This is a genomic window from Geobacillus thermoleovorans, assembly GCF_001610955.1.
GTDB lineage: Bacteria > Bacillota > Bacilli > Bacillales > Anoxybacillaceae > Geobacillus > Geobacillus thermoleovorans.
The window spans coordinates 3,198,652-3,215,946 of the sequence record NZ_CP014335.1 but is presented as its reverse complement, the minus strand read 5'-3'; the positions used below and the strand labels follow the sequence as shown (position 1 = coordinate 3,215,946).

The 17,295-nt window shown below is 44.9% G+C and carries 20 protein-coding genes and 2 pseudogenes; 18 read left to right on the top strand and 4 right to left on the bottom strand.

Features of this window, described 5'->3' with window-relative positions; translation table 11 throughout:
- Positions 1-30: 30 nt before the first annotated feature.
- Entirely contained in the window at positions 31-336 is a 306-nt protein-coding gene (locus GT3570_RS16190; RefSeq protein WP_062899033.1) for a glycosyltransferase family protein, read from the top strand.
- Here the strand turns inward: GT3570_RS16190 and GT3570_RS16185 are convergent, their stop codons facing one another.
- Complete coding sequence (locus tag GT3570_RS16185) at positions 337-1,470, bottom strand: IS4 family transposase (RefSeq protein ID WP_062898340.1); 1,134 nt, start codon at positions 1,468-1,470, stop codon at positions 337-339.
- A 106-nt stretch (positions 1,471-1,576) separates the two neighbouring features.
- Between GT3570_RS16185 and GT3570_RS16180 the strand changes: the two genes are divergently transcribed.
- The gene (locus tag GT3570_RS16180; protein WP_156484091.1) at positions 1,577-2,335 is read left to right on the top strand and encodes a glycosyltransferase family protein; all 759 of its coding nucleotides are present in this window, start codon (positions 1,577-1,579) and stop codon (positions 2,333-2,335) included.
- Between the two features lie 68 nt (positions 2,336-2,403).
- Here GT3570_RS16180 and GT3570_RS18830 read toward each other — a convergent pair whose 3' ends face one another.
- Positions 2,404-2,931, bottom strand: coding sequence for an IS630 family transposase (locus GT3570_RS18830; protein WP_062899031.1), 528 nt, complete (start codon positions 2,929-2,931; stop codon positions 2,404-2,406).
- A complete protein-coding gene (locus GT3570_RS19390; protein WP_449727750.1) occupies positions 2,900-3,241 on the bottom strand; it encodes a winged helix-turn-helix domain-containing protein in 342 nt (113 codons plus the stop codon). Before GT3570_RS19390 ends, GT3570_RS18830 begins: the two co-directional genes overlap by 32 nt.
- A 371-nt stretch (positions 3,242-3,612) precedes the next feature.
- Here GT3570_RS19390 and GT3570_RS16160 point away from each other — a divergent pair, with 371 nt between their 5' ends.
- The 14 genes and pseudogenes from GT3570_RS16160 to GT3570_RS16105 all read left to right on the top strand — a co-directional run bounded on the left by GT3570_RS16160 (position 3,613) and on the right by GT3570_RS16105 (position 14,257).
- Positions 3,613-4,821, top strand: coding sequence for an O-antigen ligase family protein (locus GT3570_RS16160; RefSeq protein WP_062899029.1), 1,209 nt, complete (start codon positions 3,613-3,615; stop codon positions 4,819-4,821).
- An 88-nt stretch (positions 4,822-4,909) separates the two neighbouring features.
- Entirely contained in the window at positions 4,910-5,704 is a 795-nt protein-coding gene (locus tag GT3570_RS16155; protein ID WP_318258051.1) for a glycosyltransferase family 2 protein, read from the top strand.
- A gap of 64 nt (positions 5,705-5,768) precedes the next feature.
- Complete coding sequence (locus GT3570_RS16150) at positions 5,769-6,893, top strand: glycosyltransferase family 4 protein (RefSeq protein WP_062899028.1); 1,125 nt, start codon at positions 5,769-5,771, stop codon at positions 6,891-6,893.
- 31 nt (positions 6,894-6,924) lie between these two features.
- A complete protein-coding gene (galE, locus tag GT3570_RS16145; RefSeq protein WP_062899027.1) occupies positions 6,925-7,947 on the top strand; it encodes a UDP-glucose 4-epimerase GalE in 1,023 nt (340 codons plus the stop codon).
- A 14-nt stretch (positions 7,948-7,961) separates the two neighbouring features.
- Entirely contained in the window at positions 7,962-8,591 is a 630-nt protein-coding gene (locus tag GT3570_RS16140; protein ID WP_062899026.1) for a sugar transferase, read from the top strand.
- The gene (locus GT3570_RS16135; RefSeq protein WP_062899025.1) at positions 8,591-9,223 is read left to right on the top strand and encodes an acetyltransferase; all 633 of its coding nucleotides are present in this window, start codon (positions 8,591-8,593) and stop codon (positions 9,221-9,223) included. Before GT3570_RS16140 ends, GT3570_RS16135 begins: the two co-directional genes overlap by 1 nt.
- A 48-nt stretch (positions 9,224-9,271) precedes the next feature.
- Positions 9,272-10,423 (top strand): DegT/DnrJ/EryC1/StrS family aminotransferase, encoded by a 1,152-nt coding sequence (locus tag GT3570_RS16130; RefSeq protein WP_062899024.1) that lies wholly within the window; start codon positions 9,272-9,274, stop codon positions 10,421-10,423.
- 65 nt (positions 10,424-10,488) lie between these two features.
- Positions 10,489-10,650 (top strand): YwzD family small protein, encoded by a 162-nt coding sequence (locus GT3570_RS18820; protein ID WP_167552184.1) that lies wholly within the window; start codon positions 10,489-10,491, stop codon positions 10,648-10,650.
- A 56-nt stretch (positions 10,651-10,706) separates the two neighbouring features.
- Positions 10,707-10,880, top strand: a pseudogene (locus GT3570_RS18260) (GDP-mannose 4,6-dehydratase); the annotation flags it as partial.
- Positions 10,881-11,063: 183 nt separating this feature from the next.
- Positions 11,064-12,589: pseudogene (locus GT3570_RS16125) on the top strand (YifB family Mg chelatase-like AAA ATPase).
- 5 nt (positions 12,590-12,594) lie between these two features.
- Positions 12,595-13,140 carry a transposase gene (locus tag GT3570_RS16120; protein ID WP_062899023.1) on the top strand — a complete coding sequence of 182 codons (546 nt, stop codon included), beginning with the start codon at positions 12,595-12,597 and terminating at the stop codon, positions 13,138-13,140.
- Between the two features lie 205 nt (positions 13,141-13,345).
- A complete protein-coding gene (locus tag GT3570_RS16115) occupies positions 13,346-13,636 on the top strand; it encodes a DUF3467 domain-containing protein (RefSeq protein WP_021321464.1) in 291 nt (96 codons plus the stop codon).
- On the top strand, positions 13,636-14,031 hold the full coding sequence (locus GT3570_RS16110; RefSeq protein ID WP_062899022.1) for a hypothetical protein: 396 nt from the start codon (positions 13,636-13,638) through the stop codon (positions 14,029-14,031). The genes GT3570_RS16115 and GT3570_RS16110 overlap by 1 nt, the downstream gene beginning before the upstream one ends.
- The gene (locus GT3570_RS16105) at positions 14,000-14,257 is read left to right on the top strand and encodes a DUF2283 domain-containing protein (RefSeq protein ID WP_062899021.1); all 258 of its coding nucleotides are present in this window, start codon (positions 14,000-14,002) and stop codon (positions 14,255-14,257) included. The genes GT3570_RS16110 and GT3570_RS16105 overlap by 32 nt, the downstream gene beginning before the upstream one ends.
- 464 nt (positions 14,258-14,721) lie before the next feature.
- On the opposite strand, the gene GT3570_RS16100 is transcribed toward GT3570_RS16105, so the two are convergent.
- The gene (locus tag GT3570_RS16100) at positions 14,722-15,174 is read right to left on the bottom strand and encodes an N-acetyltransferase (RefSeq protein ID WP_062899020.1); all 453 of its coding nucleotides are present in this window, start codon (positions 15,172-15,174) and stop codon (positions 14,722-14,724) included.
- A 258-nt stretch (positions 15,175-15,432) separates the two neighbouring features.
- Here GT3570_RS16100 and GT3570_RS19215 point away from each other — a divergent pair, with 258 nt between their 5' ends.
- Both GT3570_RS19215 and GT3570_RS16095 read left to right on the top strand, forming a co-directional pair.
- A complete protein-coding gene (locus GT3570_RS19215; protein ID WP_318258050.1) occupies positions 15,433-15,675 on the top strand; it encodes a GmrSD restriction endonuclease domain-containing protein in 243 nt (80 codons plus the stop codon).
- Positions 15,672-17,198 carry a GmrSD restriction endonuclease domain-containing protein gene (locus GT3570_RS16095; protein WP_318258049.1) on the top strand — a complete coding sequence of 509 codons (1,527 nt, stop codon included), beginning with the start codon at positions 15,672-15,674 and terminating at the stop codon, positions 17,196-17,198. The genes GT3570_RS19215 and GT3570_RS16095 overlap by 4 nt, the downstream gene beginning before the upstream one ends.
- The last annotated feature ends 97 nt before the right edge of the window (positions 17,199-17,295 follow it).

The window sequence follows — 17,295 nt, the reverse complement described above, 5'->3', positions numbered from 1 at the left end:
GTTGAGTTTAAATCCTAAGAGGTGAAAGAAGTGAAAATAGCCTATGTAATCACTGGTAAGTTTGAGAAAGAGGGAGGAGTAGAGAAAAAGATATATTACCAGATTAAAGAGTGGACTAAAAACGGTAATGAGGTAAAATTATTTTGTTTTACAAAATATGGCTTAAACTCATTATTTGAATCCCTAGATACCGAAGTAATATCTTTTAGAAACTATTTGGAGTTAGCGACAAACCCGTTCCTAATAAAAAAAATATTAAATTGGAAACCAGATATTATTTATTTCAGACAACAACGATTTACTTTACCTTTTTATATCATGTTTCACGAGTGTTGATTATCCAAAATTAGACATACGTCTTCCATAAATTTGGGCATACTCAAACAAAGCAGCGGCCATCCCGGATTTCCAATCGAGAGGAAGCTGCCCAGAGAAAAAACGGCGAACAAACGAAATGAAGGAAAGAGAGACGTTCGTCCGTTTTTTGGTTTGATCATACAGCCATCGCAGCAACACATACGCAATGAACGCCCCAAACAGCTGATTGTATACCGCATTTTCCGTCGTGCCAAACAAGGTTGGGACATTCAGATATTGCTTTACCCAGCGGAAAAAGACTTCAACGGTCCAACGTTGTTGGTACATGTCGGCAATGGTTTCCGCAGACGCATGGAAGAGATTCGTCACGACCCGAATGTCGCGGCCATTTGCATCTCGAAAGATCACTACCCGGTGACGCTTGGTCGATCGGCATTGTTTCGTCCCCAACTGGCACGTGAAGTCGGCTTGAACCGATGAAGATGTGCTGGAAAGGCGTTTCAAGCTTTTTTTCTGATGAAGTTCGATGTTGTCCTTCATTCGAATGACAAAGAGCTGATGCTGCTCCACAAATCGATCGAGGCGTTCGATTTTGAAATACGCCCGGTCTTCCACGAGCACTTGTTGAGCGTTCGTCAACTGTTCTCCCACCGGGCCATCATGACGCAGTCCGATGGTTTCCACCACGTCTGCCGGCAACGAGGATTCCGGCGAATACGCGACGTGCAGCTTCACTCCGGCGCGTTCGCCGTGATACGGCGCCCATGGCAGGCGGTTTTTCCCGACCGTGACGGTCGTCGAATCCACCACCCGAAGCGGTTTGGGAAACCGAAGCGAGCGGCGGGTTTGGCGGTTGCACTTGGAAATGATCAACGCCAACAAGCGTTTCATGATGTCATAGGGAACTTCTTTCGCTTTCTTGGATACAGTTGAATAATGGAATCGCGGCAATCCATACAGAGGCCCCACATCGGCTCCGTGGCGAAAGCTTTTCCATTGATGCATGGCGGCCAGCAGGAAGAAGTGAATCAACTCGCGCAACGTAAAGGTTCGAGACGAATCACGATACCCAACCGCTTCGGCAATCAGTTGAATCTCTTCATCCGAAACAAGTTTTTGCATCAAATTCGGGAGTGTGGTATGCTTGTTCATAGAGAGCACCTCCTGGGTTTGTTTGTGTCGCTACTCACATTCTACAGGAAAGGTGCTCTTTTTTCTATACCCTTTGGATTTTATTGGATAATCAACACGCCTGATCATGTTTAAAAAAGTACCGACAGTTATAGAGTATAATAGTGATGAAGTAGAAGAAATGAAATTATATGCTAGTTGGACAAAAAGAGTGTACAATTTGTTGACGAGAGGAATTATGAATTCTTCAGCAAGAGGATTTGTTACGGTAACTTATGAACTTGAGGAACAGATAAAGAAGTATAATAAGCCTATAATAACCATTGGAAATGGAATTAGTGATGATGTACCTCTAGTTAATAGGAAAGTAAAAGATAACGAGATAAATGCCGTTTTTATTGGATCACCGAATTGTTTATGGCATGGTGTAGATAAAATCTATTATTTGGCATCTAAATTACCAAATGTGAAGTTTCACTTAATTGGTATAGACGATGATCCTGGTTTAAATAATGTTTATACTTATGGGTATTTAAATGTAGATAAATATATAGAAATAATCAAGTTCAGTGACGTAGCAATCGGAACACTAGCGTTGCATCGAAACAATATGAACGAAGCTTCTCCACTAAAAGTAAGAGAGTATTTACATTTTGGACTGCCAGTTGTTATTGGTTATGAGGATACGGATTTTATAGACAGGACAGAGGAATTTATATTAAAGATACCTAATACAGAAGATAATGTGGAAAATAATTTACAGTTAATCTACGAATTTATGGAGCACTCTAAAGGCAAGACGGTTAGTCGAGATAAGATTTCACATATATACTATTCGGAAAAAGAAAAAAAGAGACTGGACTTTTTCTCGAAATTATGTCAATAAAAATAGAGGGTGTTTGGAAGTTTGATGTCGATTCTATATACATGCAACATGAAGAGTTAACTTCTCAGTCATCCTGCACACCCTAAGCGCTGCAGCACTTCCTCCGGACGTTCGTGGATGTAGTTGACAAACCGAGTAATGGCTTGAATGATATCGTTGCGATCCTTGTGAAAGACATTGGCCATCACCGTATCTTTCAGCCATTTCCATAAGCGTTTGATCGGGTTCAGCTGTGGCGAATAGGGAGGAAGGTAAATAAAGTGAAAACACTGCCCTTCTTCCTGCAAAAACTCCTTGACCATTTTGGCATGGTGAATGCGGGCGTTATCCAACACCAAGACTATGAGACGGTCTGGATCGCGCTCTTTGAGCATTCTCAAGAAATCCAAGAACGTCGCGGCATTGGCAGCGGTCGTTTGATGAAGCACCGTTTCGCCATCGTGGATGTTGACCGCGCCAAACAGCGATACGTGGGCATGATGGCCGAACGTCGGCACTTGTTTTTGGCGGCCGACTTCCGACCATGTGGACCGCAGGACATGGTAAGAGCGGATATGGGTTTCATCAAGGTACAACAAGACCGTACCAGGATCCATTAAGTTTTTTTATGAAGTCGATCTGTTTCTCAAAATTCTTTTGTCGATCCGGATCGCCTTTCGCCAACGTGTAGGTCGGCCGTGTCCACGACAGCCCTTTGCGGTGCAGGAGTTTTCGCAGCGCTTCGCGGGAAATGGAAACCCCGAAGTGCTTTTCGACATAGGATTGCAGGAGTTTGGTGTTCCACGCCGAAGCGACGTCCCAGCCCAGTTCCGCGGGAGTGGTGGTCAACACAAGCTGTTTGATCTCTTCCTGCTGTTCTTCGGTGAGAAACGGCTCCCGCCCGGGGGCGAAATCCCGATGAAGCAAGAGCTTCAGACCGCCTTCGTTGAACAGCGGCACATAATGGGAAACGGTTTATCGGCACACGTTGACCATGGAGGCCACCTCTTTGCCCAAATAGCCTTCCATGACTAGGCGAACCGCCATCACCCGTTGGCGAAGAAGGGTGTTTTTGATTTTCCGTTCCTGTTTGCGAAGTGTCCGAGGTGTCCATCCGTGATCGTTGGTGATTTTGAGACGTTTCATGCAGAATTCCGCTTCTTTTCCATGCTTTTCCTTAGGAACAGTATAACCGGAGTGGGCACCACTTATACGAAGGTTAACTTTTTAATGAGCATGTATATATTTGCAAAATTTTATTGCACTGAGATGAAGAAAAATATTAAGGGTGATATTGGATGATATTATATGGCAAGTATATTACAAATGAAACAAATATTAAGATAAAAGTTAATAGTTTTTTTTTGGCAGTAGTATTAGTGGTACAAGTAATGGTTTCAGCAGTATTAATAAAATTTAACATAGATATTCCAATTGTGTATATATGTCTAGGAATCCTTTCGGTAATAATAAATCACTATAATTTTGATAAAAAAATAATCCCTATAATTCTTCTTTTTTCGTTTCTTTTTTTTATTTCATTTTTATTATTAAGGGATGAAATGTTTAAGAATGATTACTTATTAGGATTTTTTTGTTTTGGCTTAGTTCCAATGTATATTGCCTCAGTTAAAATTAATATTAATGAGGTAATGAAGTACATATTAATAATTTCATGCCTTTTTTTATGGTGGCCCATTAGCCTTGATAGTGGATCCATAGATCCAGGAGAACAAATGAGCTTGAGTTATAGCTGGGTTGTTCTTGCAATATGTGGTATTTACTTTTTTTTCACAGAAAAGAAGATTCATCTCAGGTTATTAGGTTTATGTAGTTCTATAGTTTATACTTATCATATAATGTTATTTAGAACACGTGGTGCTGTGCTTTCAATAATAATATTTATTGTACTTTACTTCTTATTGAAAATCAAAACGAGAAAGTTCAAACTACTGTATTTATTACTAATATGTCTTTTTTTGTTCTTATTTTTTTCCAATATGTATACCGTGTTCCTATATTTGGACTATATATTATCTATGTACAATATTAATAGTCAATTTATAGATTATCAATTGCTTTTAATGAAAAGAGACGATATGTTTTCCGGACGTGATTTGATTTATGAAGCAACACTAAATGATTTTTTGAATAGTCCACTATATGGAAATGGTGTGGGATACTATTATGTTTTAAGTGGTTCTTATGCACATAATTTATTTCTACAATTATTGTCTGAAGGGGGCTTGATAATTAGTATCCCTGTGTTTTTTGTTATGGGATTCGCCATGGCTTATGTATTTGTAGGTAAATCTATCGATCATCAATTTAAAAAATTTTTTCTTTATTTATTTAGTATATCAATACCAAAGCTTATGTTTTCTTGGACTCTTTGGTTAGAACAGAAGTTTTGGGTATTTCTATTTTTCTGTTTTGTTCTAACGATAGGACAGATAGGCAAATTAGGGGGTGCAATTATTACACGAATTACACGGAGAGATCTTTGACAGGTGTCACGTCTTAATAGCCCCGAAATGGGCTCAAAGGCTGTTGCACTAGCTGTCTTGGAGAACGAAACAGGGAGGTATTAAAGAATTGGGGGCAAAAGTCTCTATAATAATGGGCATATATAACTGTGGAAAAACCCTTGGTGAAGCCGTAGATTCGATATTAAATCAGACATATGATAATTGGGAACTTATCATGTGTGATGATGGCTCTACGGATAACACTTATGAAATTGCCCTTGGTTATTCAGAAAAGGATCAAAGAATAAAAGTAATTAAAAACGAAAAAAATATGGGATTGGCAAAGACATTAAATAACTGTTTAGAAGTGAGTACAGGGGAATACATTATGCGCCATGATGGTGATGACCTAATGGTAAAGGACAGGATAGAAAAACAAGTCCGATTTATGCAAGATCATAATTGTGATGCGTGCGGTTCAGCTGCATATGTGTTTGATGAGAATGGAGTATGGGGAATACGGCGGCCTCCGGAGTTTCCTAATAAAAAGTGCTTGGTTACGGGATCTCCCTTTATTCATCCTACTGTTATTATGAAAAGAGAGAGCTTGCTGAAGGTTGGGGGATATTCAGATAATTATTTAACTAGACAACGGCTAGAAGATTACGATTTATGGGTTAAGTTTTTTGAGAAAGGATTTATTTTGAGAAATATCAAAGAACCTCTAATTTATTATCGTGAGGATAGAGATGCCTATAAAAGGAGAAAGAAAAAATTTAGAATCATCGAAACGAAGGCAAGATTGGATGCTTGTAAGAGACTCGATATACCATATTTTCAAAGATTTTTTGCTCTTAAGCCCTTGTTAGCGATGATAATTCCTAATGGAGTTATGGCGTACTATCATAAAATGAAAGTATGATTTTTATATTGCGCGTTTTATGTTATGTCTAATTAGTTTATGAAAAGAGATGGATGAATAGACAATGGGTGAGAAGAAGAAAGTATTGTTTTCCGCTACTGTCTACGGTCATTTAGCCGCCTTCCATAAGCCATTTATCAAGCTATTGCAAGACAAAGGGTATGAAGTCCACGCCGCCGCGAACCCGGGTCACGGACGTAAAGAAGAAATCGAAGAGATGGGGGTCGTTTGTTGGGACATTTCTTTTTCGCGCTCCCCTTATGATCTTTCAAATTTCAGAGCGATAAAGGAATTGAAAAAGTTGTTTCAAACACATTCCTTTGATTTGATCCATGTCCATACCCCTGTCGCATCGTTTTTCGTGAGATATACAGCAAAACAATGCAAACAAGGGCCTGTGCTTTATACAGCTCATGGCTTTCATTTTTATAAAGGAGCGCCTATTCTCAACTGGTTGGTTTACTATGCGGCTGAAAAACTAGCGAGAAGATGGACTGATGGTTTAATAACCATCAATAGGGAAGATTACGAGAATGGTAAACGATTGGGGTTCAAAGAGAATGAATCCCTATTTTTTGCGCATGGAGTGGGTGTTTTACTTGAGCAATATGGTGCAGAACAAGATGCTAATGTTCGCGAACAGCTTGGCATTAAAAAGAATGAGGTTGTTGTGGCATATATTGCTGAATTAAACGATAATAAGAACCATTTGTTTCTCTTGAGAAATTGGAAAAACATTTTGCAACATCATTCCGATGTTCATTGCTTGATTGTGGGCAAGGGTGAGAAAGAAGAAGAGCTCCAAAAGTATGTGAAACAAAATCAATTAAAAAACATTCATTTTTTAGGGTTTCGCCGCGATGTTCCGGCAATTTTAGCCGATTCGGATATTGTAACGCTATTATCCTTCCGCGAAGGATTGCCCCGATGCCTCATGGAAGCAATGGCCTCGAAGAAACCTTTAGTTGTCACGAATATAAGGGGTTCAAGGGATTTGGTACACCATGGGATAAATGGATTTGTTGTTGATTTAGGCGATGACCGCTCTTTAGTCGATTCATTTGTGAGGCTAGTCAATGACAAAGAATTGCGGGAACAGATGGGACAGGCCTCCTTTGATCGGATTCAGCCGTATGGTTTAGATCATGTGATTGCTGAAATGGAGGAGATTTATTCGCGGTATTTATAAAAGGTGATTATAAATTTATGGGGGAATTGACATGGCCATTCTGATCACTGGCGGCGCGGGTTATATCGGCAGCCATACGTGCGTGGAGCTGTTGCACGCAGGGTATGACATTGTCGTCGTCGATTCATTCACCAACAGCAAGCCCGAAGCGCTGCGGCGGGTTCAGGAGATTGCGCAAAGGGATTTTCCGTATTACCAGGCTGATTTGTTGGAACGGGATGCGCTGGAAGCAGTCTTCGCCAAGCACTCGATTGAGGCGGTCATTCATTTCGCCGGATTGAAAGCGGTGGGGGAATCGGTGGCGGCTCCCCTTCTTTATTATCATAACAACATCACGGGGACATTGGTGTTGCTTGACGTCATGCGCCAATACGGGGTGAAGAACATCGTGTTCAGCTCGTCGGCGACGGTGTACGGCATGCCTGATCGGGTGCCGATTACGGAGTATTTCCCGCTCCAGCCGACGAATCCGTATGGGCGGACGAAATGGATGATTGAAGAAATGTTGCGCGACCTTTATGCGTCTGACCACGGCTGGAGCATCGCCCTTCTTCGCTATTTCAATCCAATCGGCGCCCATCCGAGCGGGCGGATTGGAGAAGACCCAAACGGCATTCCGAACAACTTGATGCCGTACATTACCCAAGTGGCGGTTGGGAAGTTGAAAGAGCTGCGCGTGTTTGGCAACGATTACCCAACCGTTGACGGCACAGGGGTGCGCGATTACATTCATGTCGTCGATTTGGCTTTGGGGCATGTAAAGGCATTGGAGAAGGTTCTCGAGACAACGGGGGTGGAGGCGTACAACCTCGGCACGGGGCGGGGATACAGCGTCCTTGAGGTGGTGGAAGCGTTTGAAAGAGCGACAGGGGTGAACATCCCGTACAAAATCGTGGATCGCCGCCCAGGGGATGTGGCGGTGTGCTACGCCGATCCGACGAAGGCGAAGAGGGAGCTCGGATGGATCGCGACACGGGGAATCGAAGACATGTGCCGCGATGCTTGGCGGTGGCAGTCGCAAAATCCGAATGGATATGAACGTGTCACGGAATAGACCTTGCCATTGCGATGACAGAGGGGGGATCGTCTATTCTAAAGCGAGGGTTTGACTTCATCGTTGCACTTATGGCACTCATTGTGCTGTCGCCGATCATGGCGGTGATAGCCATTCTTGTGCGTTGGAAGCTGGGCTCCCCTGTCCTGTTCAAGCAACAGCGCCCTGGTTTGCATGGCAAACCCTTTTATTTATATAAATTTCGCACGATGACAGATGAACGGGATGAAAACGGAGAGCTGTTACCTGATCACCTAAGGCTGACTCCGTTTGGTCAGTTTCTTCGGAAGTATAGTCTCGATGAGTTGCCGCAACTATTTAATGTGTTGAAAGGGGATATTAGCCTCGTAGGACCTAGACCGTTACTGATGGAATATTTGGAGCTGTACACGCCCGAACAAGCCCGCCGGCATGAGGTGAAGCCAGGGATCACAGGATGGGCGCAAGTAAATGGGCGCAATGCGATTTCGTGGGAAGAGAAGTTTCAGTTGGATGTTTGGTATGTGGATCATCAGTCGTTTTGGCTGGATTTAAAAATTCTTTTTTTGACCGTGTGGAAGGTGCTTAAGTCTGAAGGGATCAGCCATCAAGGACATGTCACGATGGAAAAGTTCAGGGGTGCTAAAGAACAAAAGAGTGGATGATGGAAATGAATCGGATTATTGTAATTGGTGAAGGCGGCCACAGCAAGGTCGTTCAAGACATTATTGCCGCTGATGGCCGCTATCAAATCGCCGCGATTTTAGATGACAAATATCAAGAAATGCATGAGTGGAACGGGATTGTGTATGGTCCTATTTCTGCTGTTTCTCCTATGATTGACAGAAATCCAAGTACGAAGTTGATCATAGCGATTGGAAACAACCAAGTGCGGGCTGAAATCGCCAAGTGCATTCAGGTAAGCGATGAAATGTTTGCGACGTTAATCCATCCCTCAGCTGCGATTAGTCCGTCAGCTCGGATTGGGGAAGGCACGGTTGTAATGCCGAACTGTGTAGTCAATGCGCATGCGGTGATTGGAAAACATGTCATTATTAATACCGGGGCGATCGTAGAACATGATAACCGCATCGGGGATTATGCTCATATTTCCCCTAATGCGACGTTGACAGGGAATGTGGTGATTGGAGAAGGGACTCATGTCGGGGCGTCTGCCACCATTATACCAGGAATCAAAGTAGGCAAGTGGAGTATTATTGGTGCGGGTTCAACGGTCATACGCGATATACCTGATTTCAAGAAAGCTGTTGGATGTCCAACGAGATTCCTAGATTAGTACTACGATGTGGGATAGTTAATCTTAAAATATAAGGGATGACAGAGAATGATGAATAAACCGCGAATCTACCTTTCCCCTCCCCACATGAGCGGGAATGAACAAAAGTACATCCAAGAAGCGTTTGAAACGAACTGGATCGCCCCTCTTGGTCCGAACGTTGATGCGTTTGAGAAAGAGCTGGCGGCGTATGTTGGATCAAAAGGGGCGGCGGCGGTCAGTTCGGGGACAGCGGCGATTCATTTGGCGTTGCGGCTGCTTGGCGTCGGGCAGGGGGATGTGGTGTTTTGTTCTTCGCTGACGTTTGTGGCCAGCGCGAATCCGATTTTGTATCAAGGGGCCGAGCCTGTTTTCATCGATTCCGAACCAGAGACGTGGAATATGTCTCCACGGGCATTGGAGCGGGCGATGGAAGGGGCGAAACGGGAAGGGAAGCTTCCTAAGGCTGTGATTGTCGTGAATTTGTACGGTCAAAGCGCGAAGATGGATGAGATTTTGGCGATTTGCGACCGCTACGGCGTGCCTGTTGTGGAAGATGCGGCGGAGTCGCTCGGTTCGACGTATAAGGGGAAGAAAAGCGGGACGTTTGGGAAGTTCGGCATTTACTCGTTCAACGGGAATAAAATCATCACGACATCCGGCGGGGGAATGCTGGTCTCCGATGATGTCGACGCGCTGGCTAGGGCGCGCTTTTTGGCGACCCAGGCGCGCGATCCTGCTTTGCATTACCAGCATAGCCAAATGGGCTACAACTACCGCATGAGCAACATCGTCGCTGGCATCGGCCGAGCGCAGCTCGAGGTGTTGGACGAACGGGTAAAAGCGAGACGGGCGGTGTTTGACCGCTATGTGCAGGCGTTAGGGGAGATCGAAGGCATTCGTTTTATGCCTGAACTCGCGGGAACGATGTCCAACCGCTGGCTGACGGCGTTAACGATCGATCAACAAGTGCTGGGTGTGACACCAATGGAGATCATCAACGCGCTCGCTGAGGAAAACATCGAAGCCCGTCCCGTGTGGAAGCCGCTGCATTTGCAGCCGCTGTTTGCAGGAGTGCGGTATTACCCGCACGAGGAAGGATGGAGCGTGTCGGATGACTTGTTTGCCAACGGCCTTTGTTTGCCGTCGGGGTCAAGCATGACCGTTGAAGAACAACAGCGCGTGATTGATGTGTTCCTGCGTGCTGTGAAACGGGCATAACAGACAAGCCTCCTGTGGCATAAAAGCTGCGAGAGGCATTTTTTTATTATTGGAGGGTGAGGATGATGGAGGCGAAACAGCACAGACCTTTGGGGACGGAGCAATTGAAACATATTTTGCTTGAAGCGTGCCAACGTGGGGAGATGGCCGCACAGATGACGGCGAAGGATATGGTGCAGGAGCTCGTTGATCGGTTGAAGCACATCTTCAAGAGCCATGATGCGTAAGCCAGGTGTTCGTATGCTCCCTTTTCAGCAACACCCTAAATCCATTAAAAAGGCTAAAACGCACCGGCCGCAAAGCCGTCGTTGCATACACCGACTGCCGCCCGGGCGACCGAGCGCGCCTCGTCGCTTCGGCGGAAAAGATTTATAACGAACTCGGTTGGAAAGCGGAGTATTCGTTGGAACAAATCATTGAAAGTGCGTGGAGACGGCATCAGCGGAGAGAATCATGAAAGCCAAGCTGTTCCTTGATGGGGCGGTTGGTTTATTTTTAGTTATTTTTATCTGAATAAAGATTTGGTTTGGTGCCTGTCACCGCTCGAAAATTGTCTAAATATTGGTAATTGAAAGATAAATGGGAGGGTATTACAATGATGGATAAGAACTAATGTTCTGTGATTGGGAGGGATGGATGAGTGACGGTGAAGATTTTAAGCATTGGGTTGAGGGGGTTAGAAGGGTATCGGGTGCAGGTGGAGGTGCAGGAGGTGCCGGGGATTGCGGCGATGGTGATTGTTGGGTTGCCGGATGCGTCGGTGAAAGAGGCAAAGGAACGTGTTCTTGCTTCGCTTTATGCTTTCGGGTGCGACTTTTTGATAAAAGGCTTGTTGTTCATTTGTCTCCGCCGGAGCGGAAAAAGCATAGCCCGATGTTTGATTTGGCGATGGCGATTGGGATTTTGAAGGCAATGGGTAAGCTGACAGCGCCGGTTTCCCCCGATGCAGCGTTTTTAGGTTCGTTATCGTTGGATGGAACGATTCAGCCGGTGGATGGTATGCTTCCAGCGATATTGGCGGCAAAGAAGCTCGGTTTTCAAAAAGTATACCTTCCGTATGATCCCACACTTCCGCTTCATCATTTGAAAGATCTCGATTGTATCTTTGTTCAGACATTGGAAGAAACGGTGCAATATCTGCAAGGACAACGTGTTCTTTCGTTACCCCCAGCTTTTCGCACTCCTGAAATTACGAACTCCCCGCGAAAGCATCATCGGGATTTTCAATCGATTATTGGCCATCATCAAGCAAAGCGAGCATTGGAGATCGCAGCGGCAGGCGGACATCACGTGTTAATGGTTGGACCGCCTGGGTGCGGGAAAAGTTTGTTGGCGGAAACGTTTCCGACGATTTTGCCGAGCCTTTCTCATGATGCGCAGTTAGAGGTGATCAGTTTGTACCAGCTGGCAGGGGAAAAAATCGAGAGCGGCCATCCGCCTTTTCGTCATCCGCATCATTCCGCTTCATCGGTTTCTTTAATTGGCGGGGGAACGCACCCAAAGCCTGGCGAGGTGTCGCTGGCACATCGCGGTGTTTTGTTTCTCGATGAAATGGCGGAATTTGCGAAAAAGACGCTGGATATGCTTCGCCAGCCGTTAGAGACGGGGAAAGTGACGATTAGCCGTATTTCGTCGACGGTGACATATCCCGCGGACTTTATTTTGCTTGGGGCGATGAATCCGTGTCCGTGTGGATATTTAGGCTCAAGAACGCGCTATTGCACATGTAGTCCGAAACAAATTCAAGCGTATCGAAATCGTGTTTCCGGACCGATTTATGACCGGATGGATGTTTTATTATCATTGGAAGTCATTGATTTCACCAAAGAAACGAGGGTTTCGGAATCTTCGGAAACCATAAGGAAAAGAGTAGAAGAAGCAAGAAGAAAGCAATATGAACGTTACGGAAAAGAAATAACGAATGGGCGTGTTCCTTTTGAGTTATTAATGGAAAAAAGCCCGCTTGCCAAAAGGCAGCAACTTCTGTTGCAGCAATGGGCATCCCAGCATCAATGGAGCAATCGTGTACAAACGAAAATCATTCGGCTGGCAAGGACCATTTCCGATTTAAAGGGAACCGAAGAGATAGCGGATGAATCGCTTTGGGAAGCGATGACGCTAAGGTGGCTGAAAACATATACGAAGCAACAAGCAACAGCGAGGTAAAAAGAATGGGACGGCAAAAGCGGATCTGGGTGCCCCATCGGTTTTATCATATCGTTTGCCGCGGCAATCGGCGTGATCCCCTATTCAAGGAAACAAATGATTTTCTCGCTTTTCTCCATATCCTCCACCAGCTTCACGAAAAAATCCCTTTTGAAATAGCCGCATATTGCCTTATGACGAATCACTTTCACCTGCAGCTGCGCTCAAAACAGGAGCCGATTTCGAAAGTCATGGCGCTCATGAACAAACGGTATGCGAATTATTATAATACTCGCTATCGTTTGACGGGACATGTATTTGAAAAGCGTTATTATGGTAAATTGATTGACAATGACAGCGGAATGTTGGAAGTGAGTCGATATATTCATCTCAATCCTGTAGAAGCTCATATGGTGCATGCGCCGGAACTTTACCGATGGAGTAGTTTTTATTTGTATATGCATCCCAAATCGCTGCCTCCGAAATTTATGAATATGGATGCATTATTAGATTACTTTTCAGGCACAAAAACAGAGCGGAAGAAAAAATATGCTGAATTTGTGAGGGGGTGAGGCTGCCTGTCACTTGTCAGCCATCGAAAGCGCGTGGAAATGGCATCAGCGGAAAGGACGATGATTAGGCCACCCCTTGGTGGGGCGGTTTATTTATAGGCATTTTCTATATACAGCGGTTTCCCTAATGAAATGAGTGCAAGAAAATTCTTTAAGGTGTAAAATATAATTACAATACCGTTTTTAAAAGGGAGAGGAAAGGTATATGGAAGGGAATATGGAAAAGAGACCCTTCAATGTTTATTGTAATTCCATTAGTTTAAGTATGAGTCTTCATGATATTATCCTTAATCTTCAACAGCAATCGCCCGATGAGAATATATACCTCGGAAAGGTTACTATGAGCCCACAACACGCCAAACAATTTGCCTATTTGTTATTGAATTACATTAAGCAGTATGAAGAGATATTCGGTGAAATCCCTTCCCCGCCAAGCGAGGAAAAGATTCAGGAACTTTCGCAATTAGGTATTATTGGTGTGAAGAGTGAGCAATAATGGAAGGTAACAAGATCAATACAGACTACATATTTATAACTGAGGACCCTCTAGGCAGAGAGGTGCGGCTTAAAAGCACAACATGGAATTATCATATTATTGGCGGGGATCATACAAGGGAAGAGTTTATAGGCCAAGAAGATATGGTCAAGAGCGTCATTCAAGATCCTTGTTTTATATTGCCAAATAATCCGGACGATCAGCATGATACAAGACAAAAATATATAGATCTTGTGCAATTGCCTAAGTTTAAGTCGCTAAAGGCATTGGTCGTTATTGTCGACCATGAAGATGAAGCGTATGGTGACGTTGTTACCGTCATCGCCAAAAGCAGGTTAAACCAAGAGACAGGAGGTGCGATTTATGTTCGTCCAAAATTTACAGGAAAACGTTAAATACTCCTATGACTATGATCACGATGTTCTTTATATTTATTTGGGCGAACCAAAAGTGTCGTACGATGACGAAGCAGCTCCTGGTGTGTTTATCCGGCTTTCTGAAGAGGATGAGGTCATTACTGGCATTGTGATTATGGACTACAAGAAGCGGGATATTGAGCGTATAAAGAAGTTTATACCGGTGAATATTAATTTTCATATGATTAACGAACAAATCCATTAGTTTCGGCCGATTTTGCCTCTGGCATGGACTCAACTATATCATCCTTCGCTGCTTTAATGCGGCTGGGGCGCATGAGCCGGGGGCAAAGCGGTTCTATTTTCTAGAGCTTAAGTGCACTGGATGGGAGCCGTATTTGACATAAACATTAGGACTTGATTTTATGCGAATATTTTAGTTATTTTTTGTATATTATGCAAAGGTTGCAAAATATGAGGTGCAACAATTTGATTGAACAATTGAAACAAACGCGCATCATCTCCTCCTGAATGGGTGCGGGGCTGATTTTTTATGCAAAACGAACGCAATCGTTCTGCGCAGCCGCGGAACTTCAAGGCATAAAAAAGATGGCTTGCCAGTTTCGAAAATTCTCTTTTCTGGTTAAGGGTATGGAGAACGAAACAGCGAAGGGAAAAGGTTTTTCCAAGGGATCTCCCCCCTTCCCCGCCATTCGGGTGGGAGGAGGATCAAATGTATTTCACCATCGCCGTTTCATCGCAACAGTCCAGTTTCGGGCAGTTGACGCAATCAATCCACACTTTTTCCGGCAGTGTTGATTTGTCTACGATCTCAAACCCGCATTTTCGAAAAAACTCGACTTGGTAAGTAAAGGATATTAACCGCTTCACCCCGAGTCTGGCCGCCTCGTCGGCAATATGGTGGACGAGCAGGCGGCCGATTCCTTTCCCCATATGGTCAGGAGATACGACTAGCGAACGCACTTCCCCGAGATCGTGCCCCAAGATATGCAACCCAGCAGTGCCGACGATTTGGCCGTTTTCCCTGGCGACATACATGCATTGCAAGTGCTGATAGATGGATAGCAGCGAGCGGGGCAGCACCAGCCCTTTTTTCGCATAGTGTTGGATGAGCGCGTGCATTTCTTTGACATCACTCGTGACGGCATGGTCGATTTGCATTTGGATCCCTCGCGTTCAATCGGCAATGTGTGTTTATAAATATACAATATTTTGAGTTTATATTCAACTGCAGATTTTCTTTGGCTGGGGGATGTTTCTGCCAAATGCTTCGCGGCAGGAGGAGGAAAAAGAATACCATTGTCGAAAGAATAAAGTGTTTTTTTGAAAGCAGTGAGAATATGCATTGGATGATGGAATATTGGTCGATTGTTGAATCGTATGGAAGTGTGGGGCTTTTCATGAAATGAGGGGAAGGAAATGAGCACGATGACGACGTTTGACAGTACGGTAGAAAGCTTGCTTGATTTGCTTGAGAGCATTCAGGAATGTCGAACACAGCTTCCTGATTTTCAGAGAGGCTGGGTTTGGGATGACGAGCGGATTCGGAATTTGTTGATCAGTGTTTCTCTCTCTTATCCGATCGGTGCGGTGATGATGCTCCAGACGGGAAATCCGAATGTCCGTTTTGCCTCAAGGCCGATCGAAGGGGGCCATACTTGAACCAAGTTGAGCCGGAACGGCTGATTCTTGACGGTCAACAGCGGCTGACAGCGTTGTTTCAATCATTGAAATTGAAAGCGCCTGTAGCGACGAGAGACAAGAGGGACAAGGCAATCAAACGGTTCTACTATATTGACATTGACAAAATGTTAGATCCGAACGTCGACCGAGAAGAGACGATCGTCAGTGTTCCGGAAGACCGGATCATTCGCGGACCGGGAGGGAGGGTTGTTCTTGATTGTTCTGACTTGGAGAAAGAATGCGAAGCGGGAATGCTTCCGGTGAATTTGCTTTTCGATCCTGCGGGGTTGTTGGCGTGGCAGACGCGCTATTTTTCGGATTCAACGAAAATTGCGGAACGGTCATTGAAGTGGCAAAAGTTGATGACGGACGTATTTCCCCGTTTTCAGCAATATCAAGTGCCTGTTATTATGCTTCGGAAGCCGACTCCGAAAGAGGCGGTTTGCCAAGTTTTTGAGAATGTAAACACGGGGGGCGTCTCTCTGACCGTCTTCGAGCTTCTTACCGCCACATTTGCGGCGGAAGATTTCAAGCTGAGGGATGATTGGGAAGAGAAGGAAGCAAAATTAAAGAGATCTGGAGAAATTTACAACAAAGTGTTGGCCGATATCAGCAGCACCGACTTCCTGCAGGCAGTTGCGTTGTTGGCCACGTACAATCGACGAAAAGCGGGGGACGGCGTGGCGGTCAGCTGCAAGCGGCGCGACATCTTGCAGTTGACGTTGGCGGATTACCAAAGATGGGCGGATCGGGTGACGGAAGGGTTTATTCAGGCGGCTCAATTTTTGCATGAGCAACATGTGTTTTCCGCGCGCGACTTGCCGTACGGCACCCAGTTGATCCCGCTGGCGGCCATTTTTGTCGAGCTGGGAAAAGAGGCGCACAATGTTTGTGTCCGTGACCGAATCGCCCGTTGGTATTGGTGCGGTGTATTGGGTGAATTGTATGGAGGAGCGACGGAGACGCGGATTGCCCGTGACGTGGTGGAAGTCGTCGAATGGATTCGCGGCGGTGCGGAGCCGACGACGGTGCGGGATGCCCATTTCGCCGCTGATCGCCTCTTCACGCTGCGCACGCGAAACAGCGCCGCTTATAAAGGGTTGCACGCATTGCTCATGAGGGAAGGGGCGCGGGATTTCTTATCTGGGGTGCCGATCGATATTCAGACGTATTACGGCGAATCGATTGATATTCACCATATTTTCCCTCGTGACTATTGCGAAAAACGGGGGATTGAGAAAGCGAAGTACGATTGCATTATGAATAAAACCCCATTGTCCTATAAAACGAATCGGATGATTGGCCGTGATGCTCCAAGTGTATATTTGAAGAAACTAGAGGAGAGGAAAGGCGTTTCGGCAGCGGTGTTGGATGACATCCTGCAAACGCATGTCATTGATGTGGCATCGATAAGAGCGGATGATTTTGACCAGTTTTTTGAAAAAAGAAGGCTGGCTCTGCTTGCGATGATCGAGCGGGTGATGGGTAAGAAAGTGGAGTGAGCGGGACGGGAGGATGTTGTAGGGGAGAGGTTTTGGTTTATATTTCAAGTTTCAAGGAAAAGGAACAAATGCCTTGGAACGACGTATTCGCAGGGAG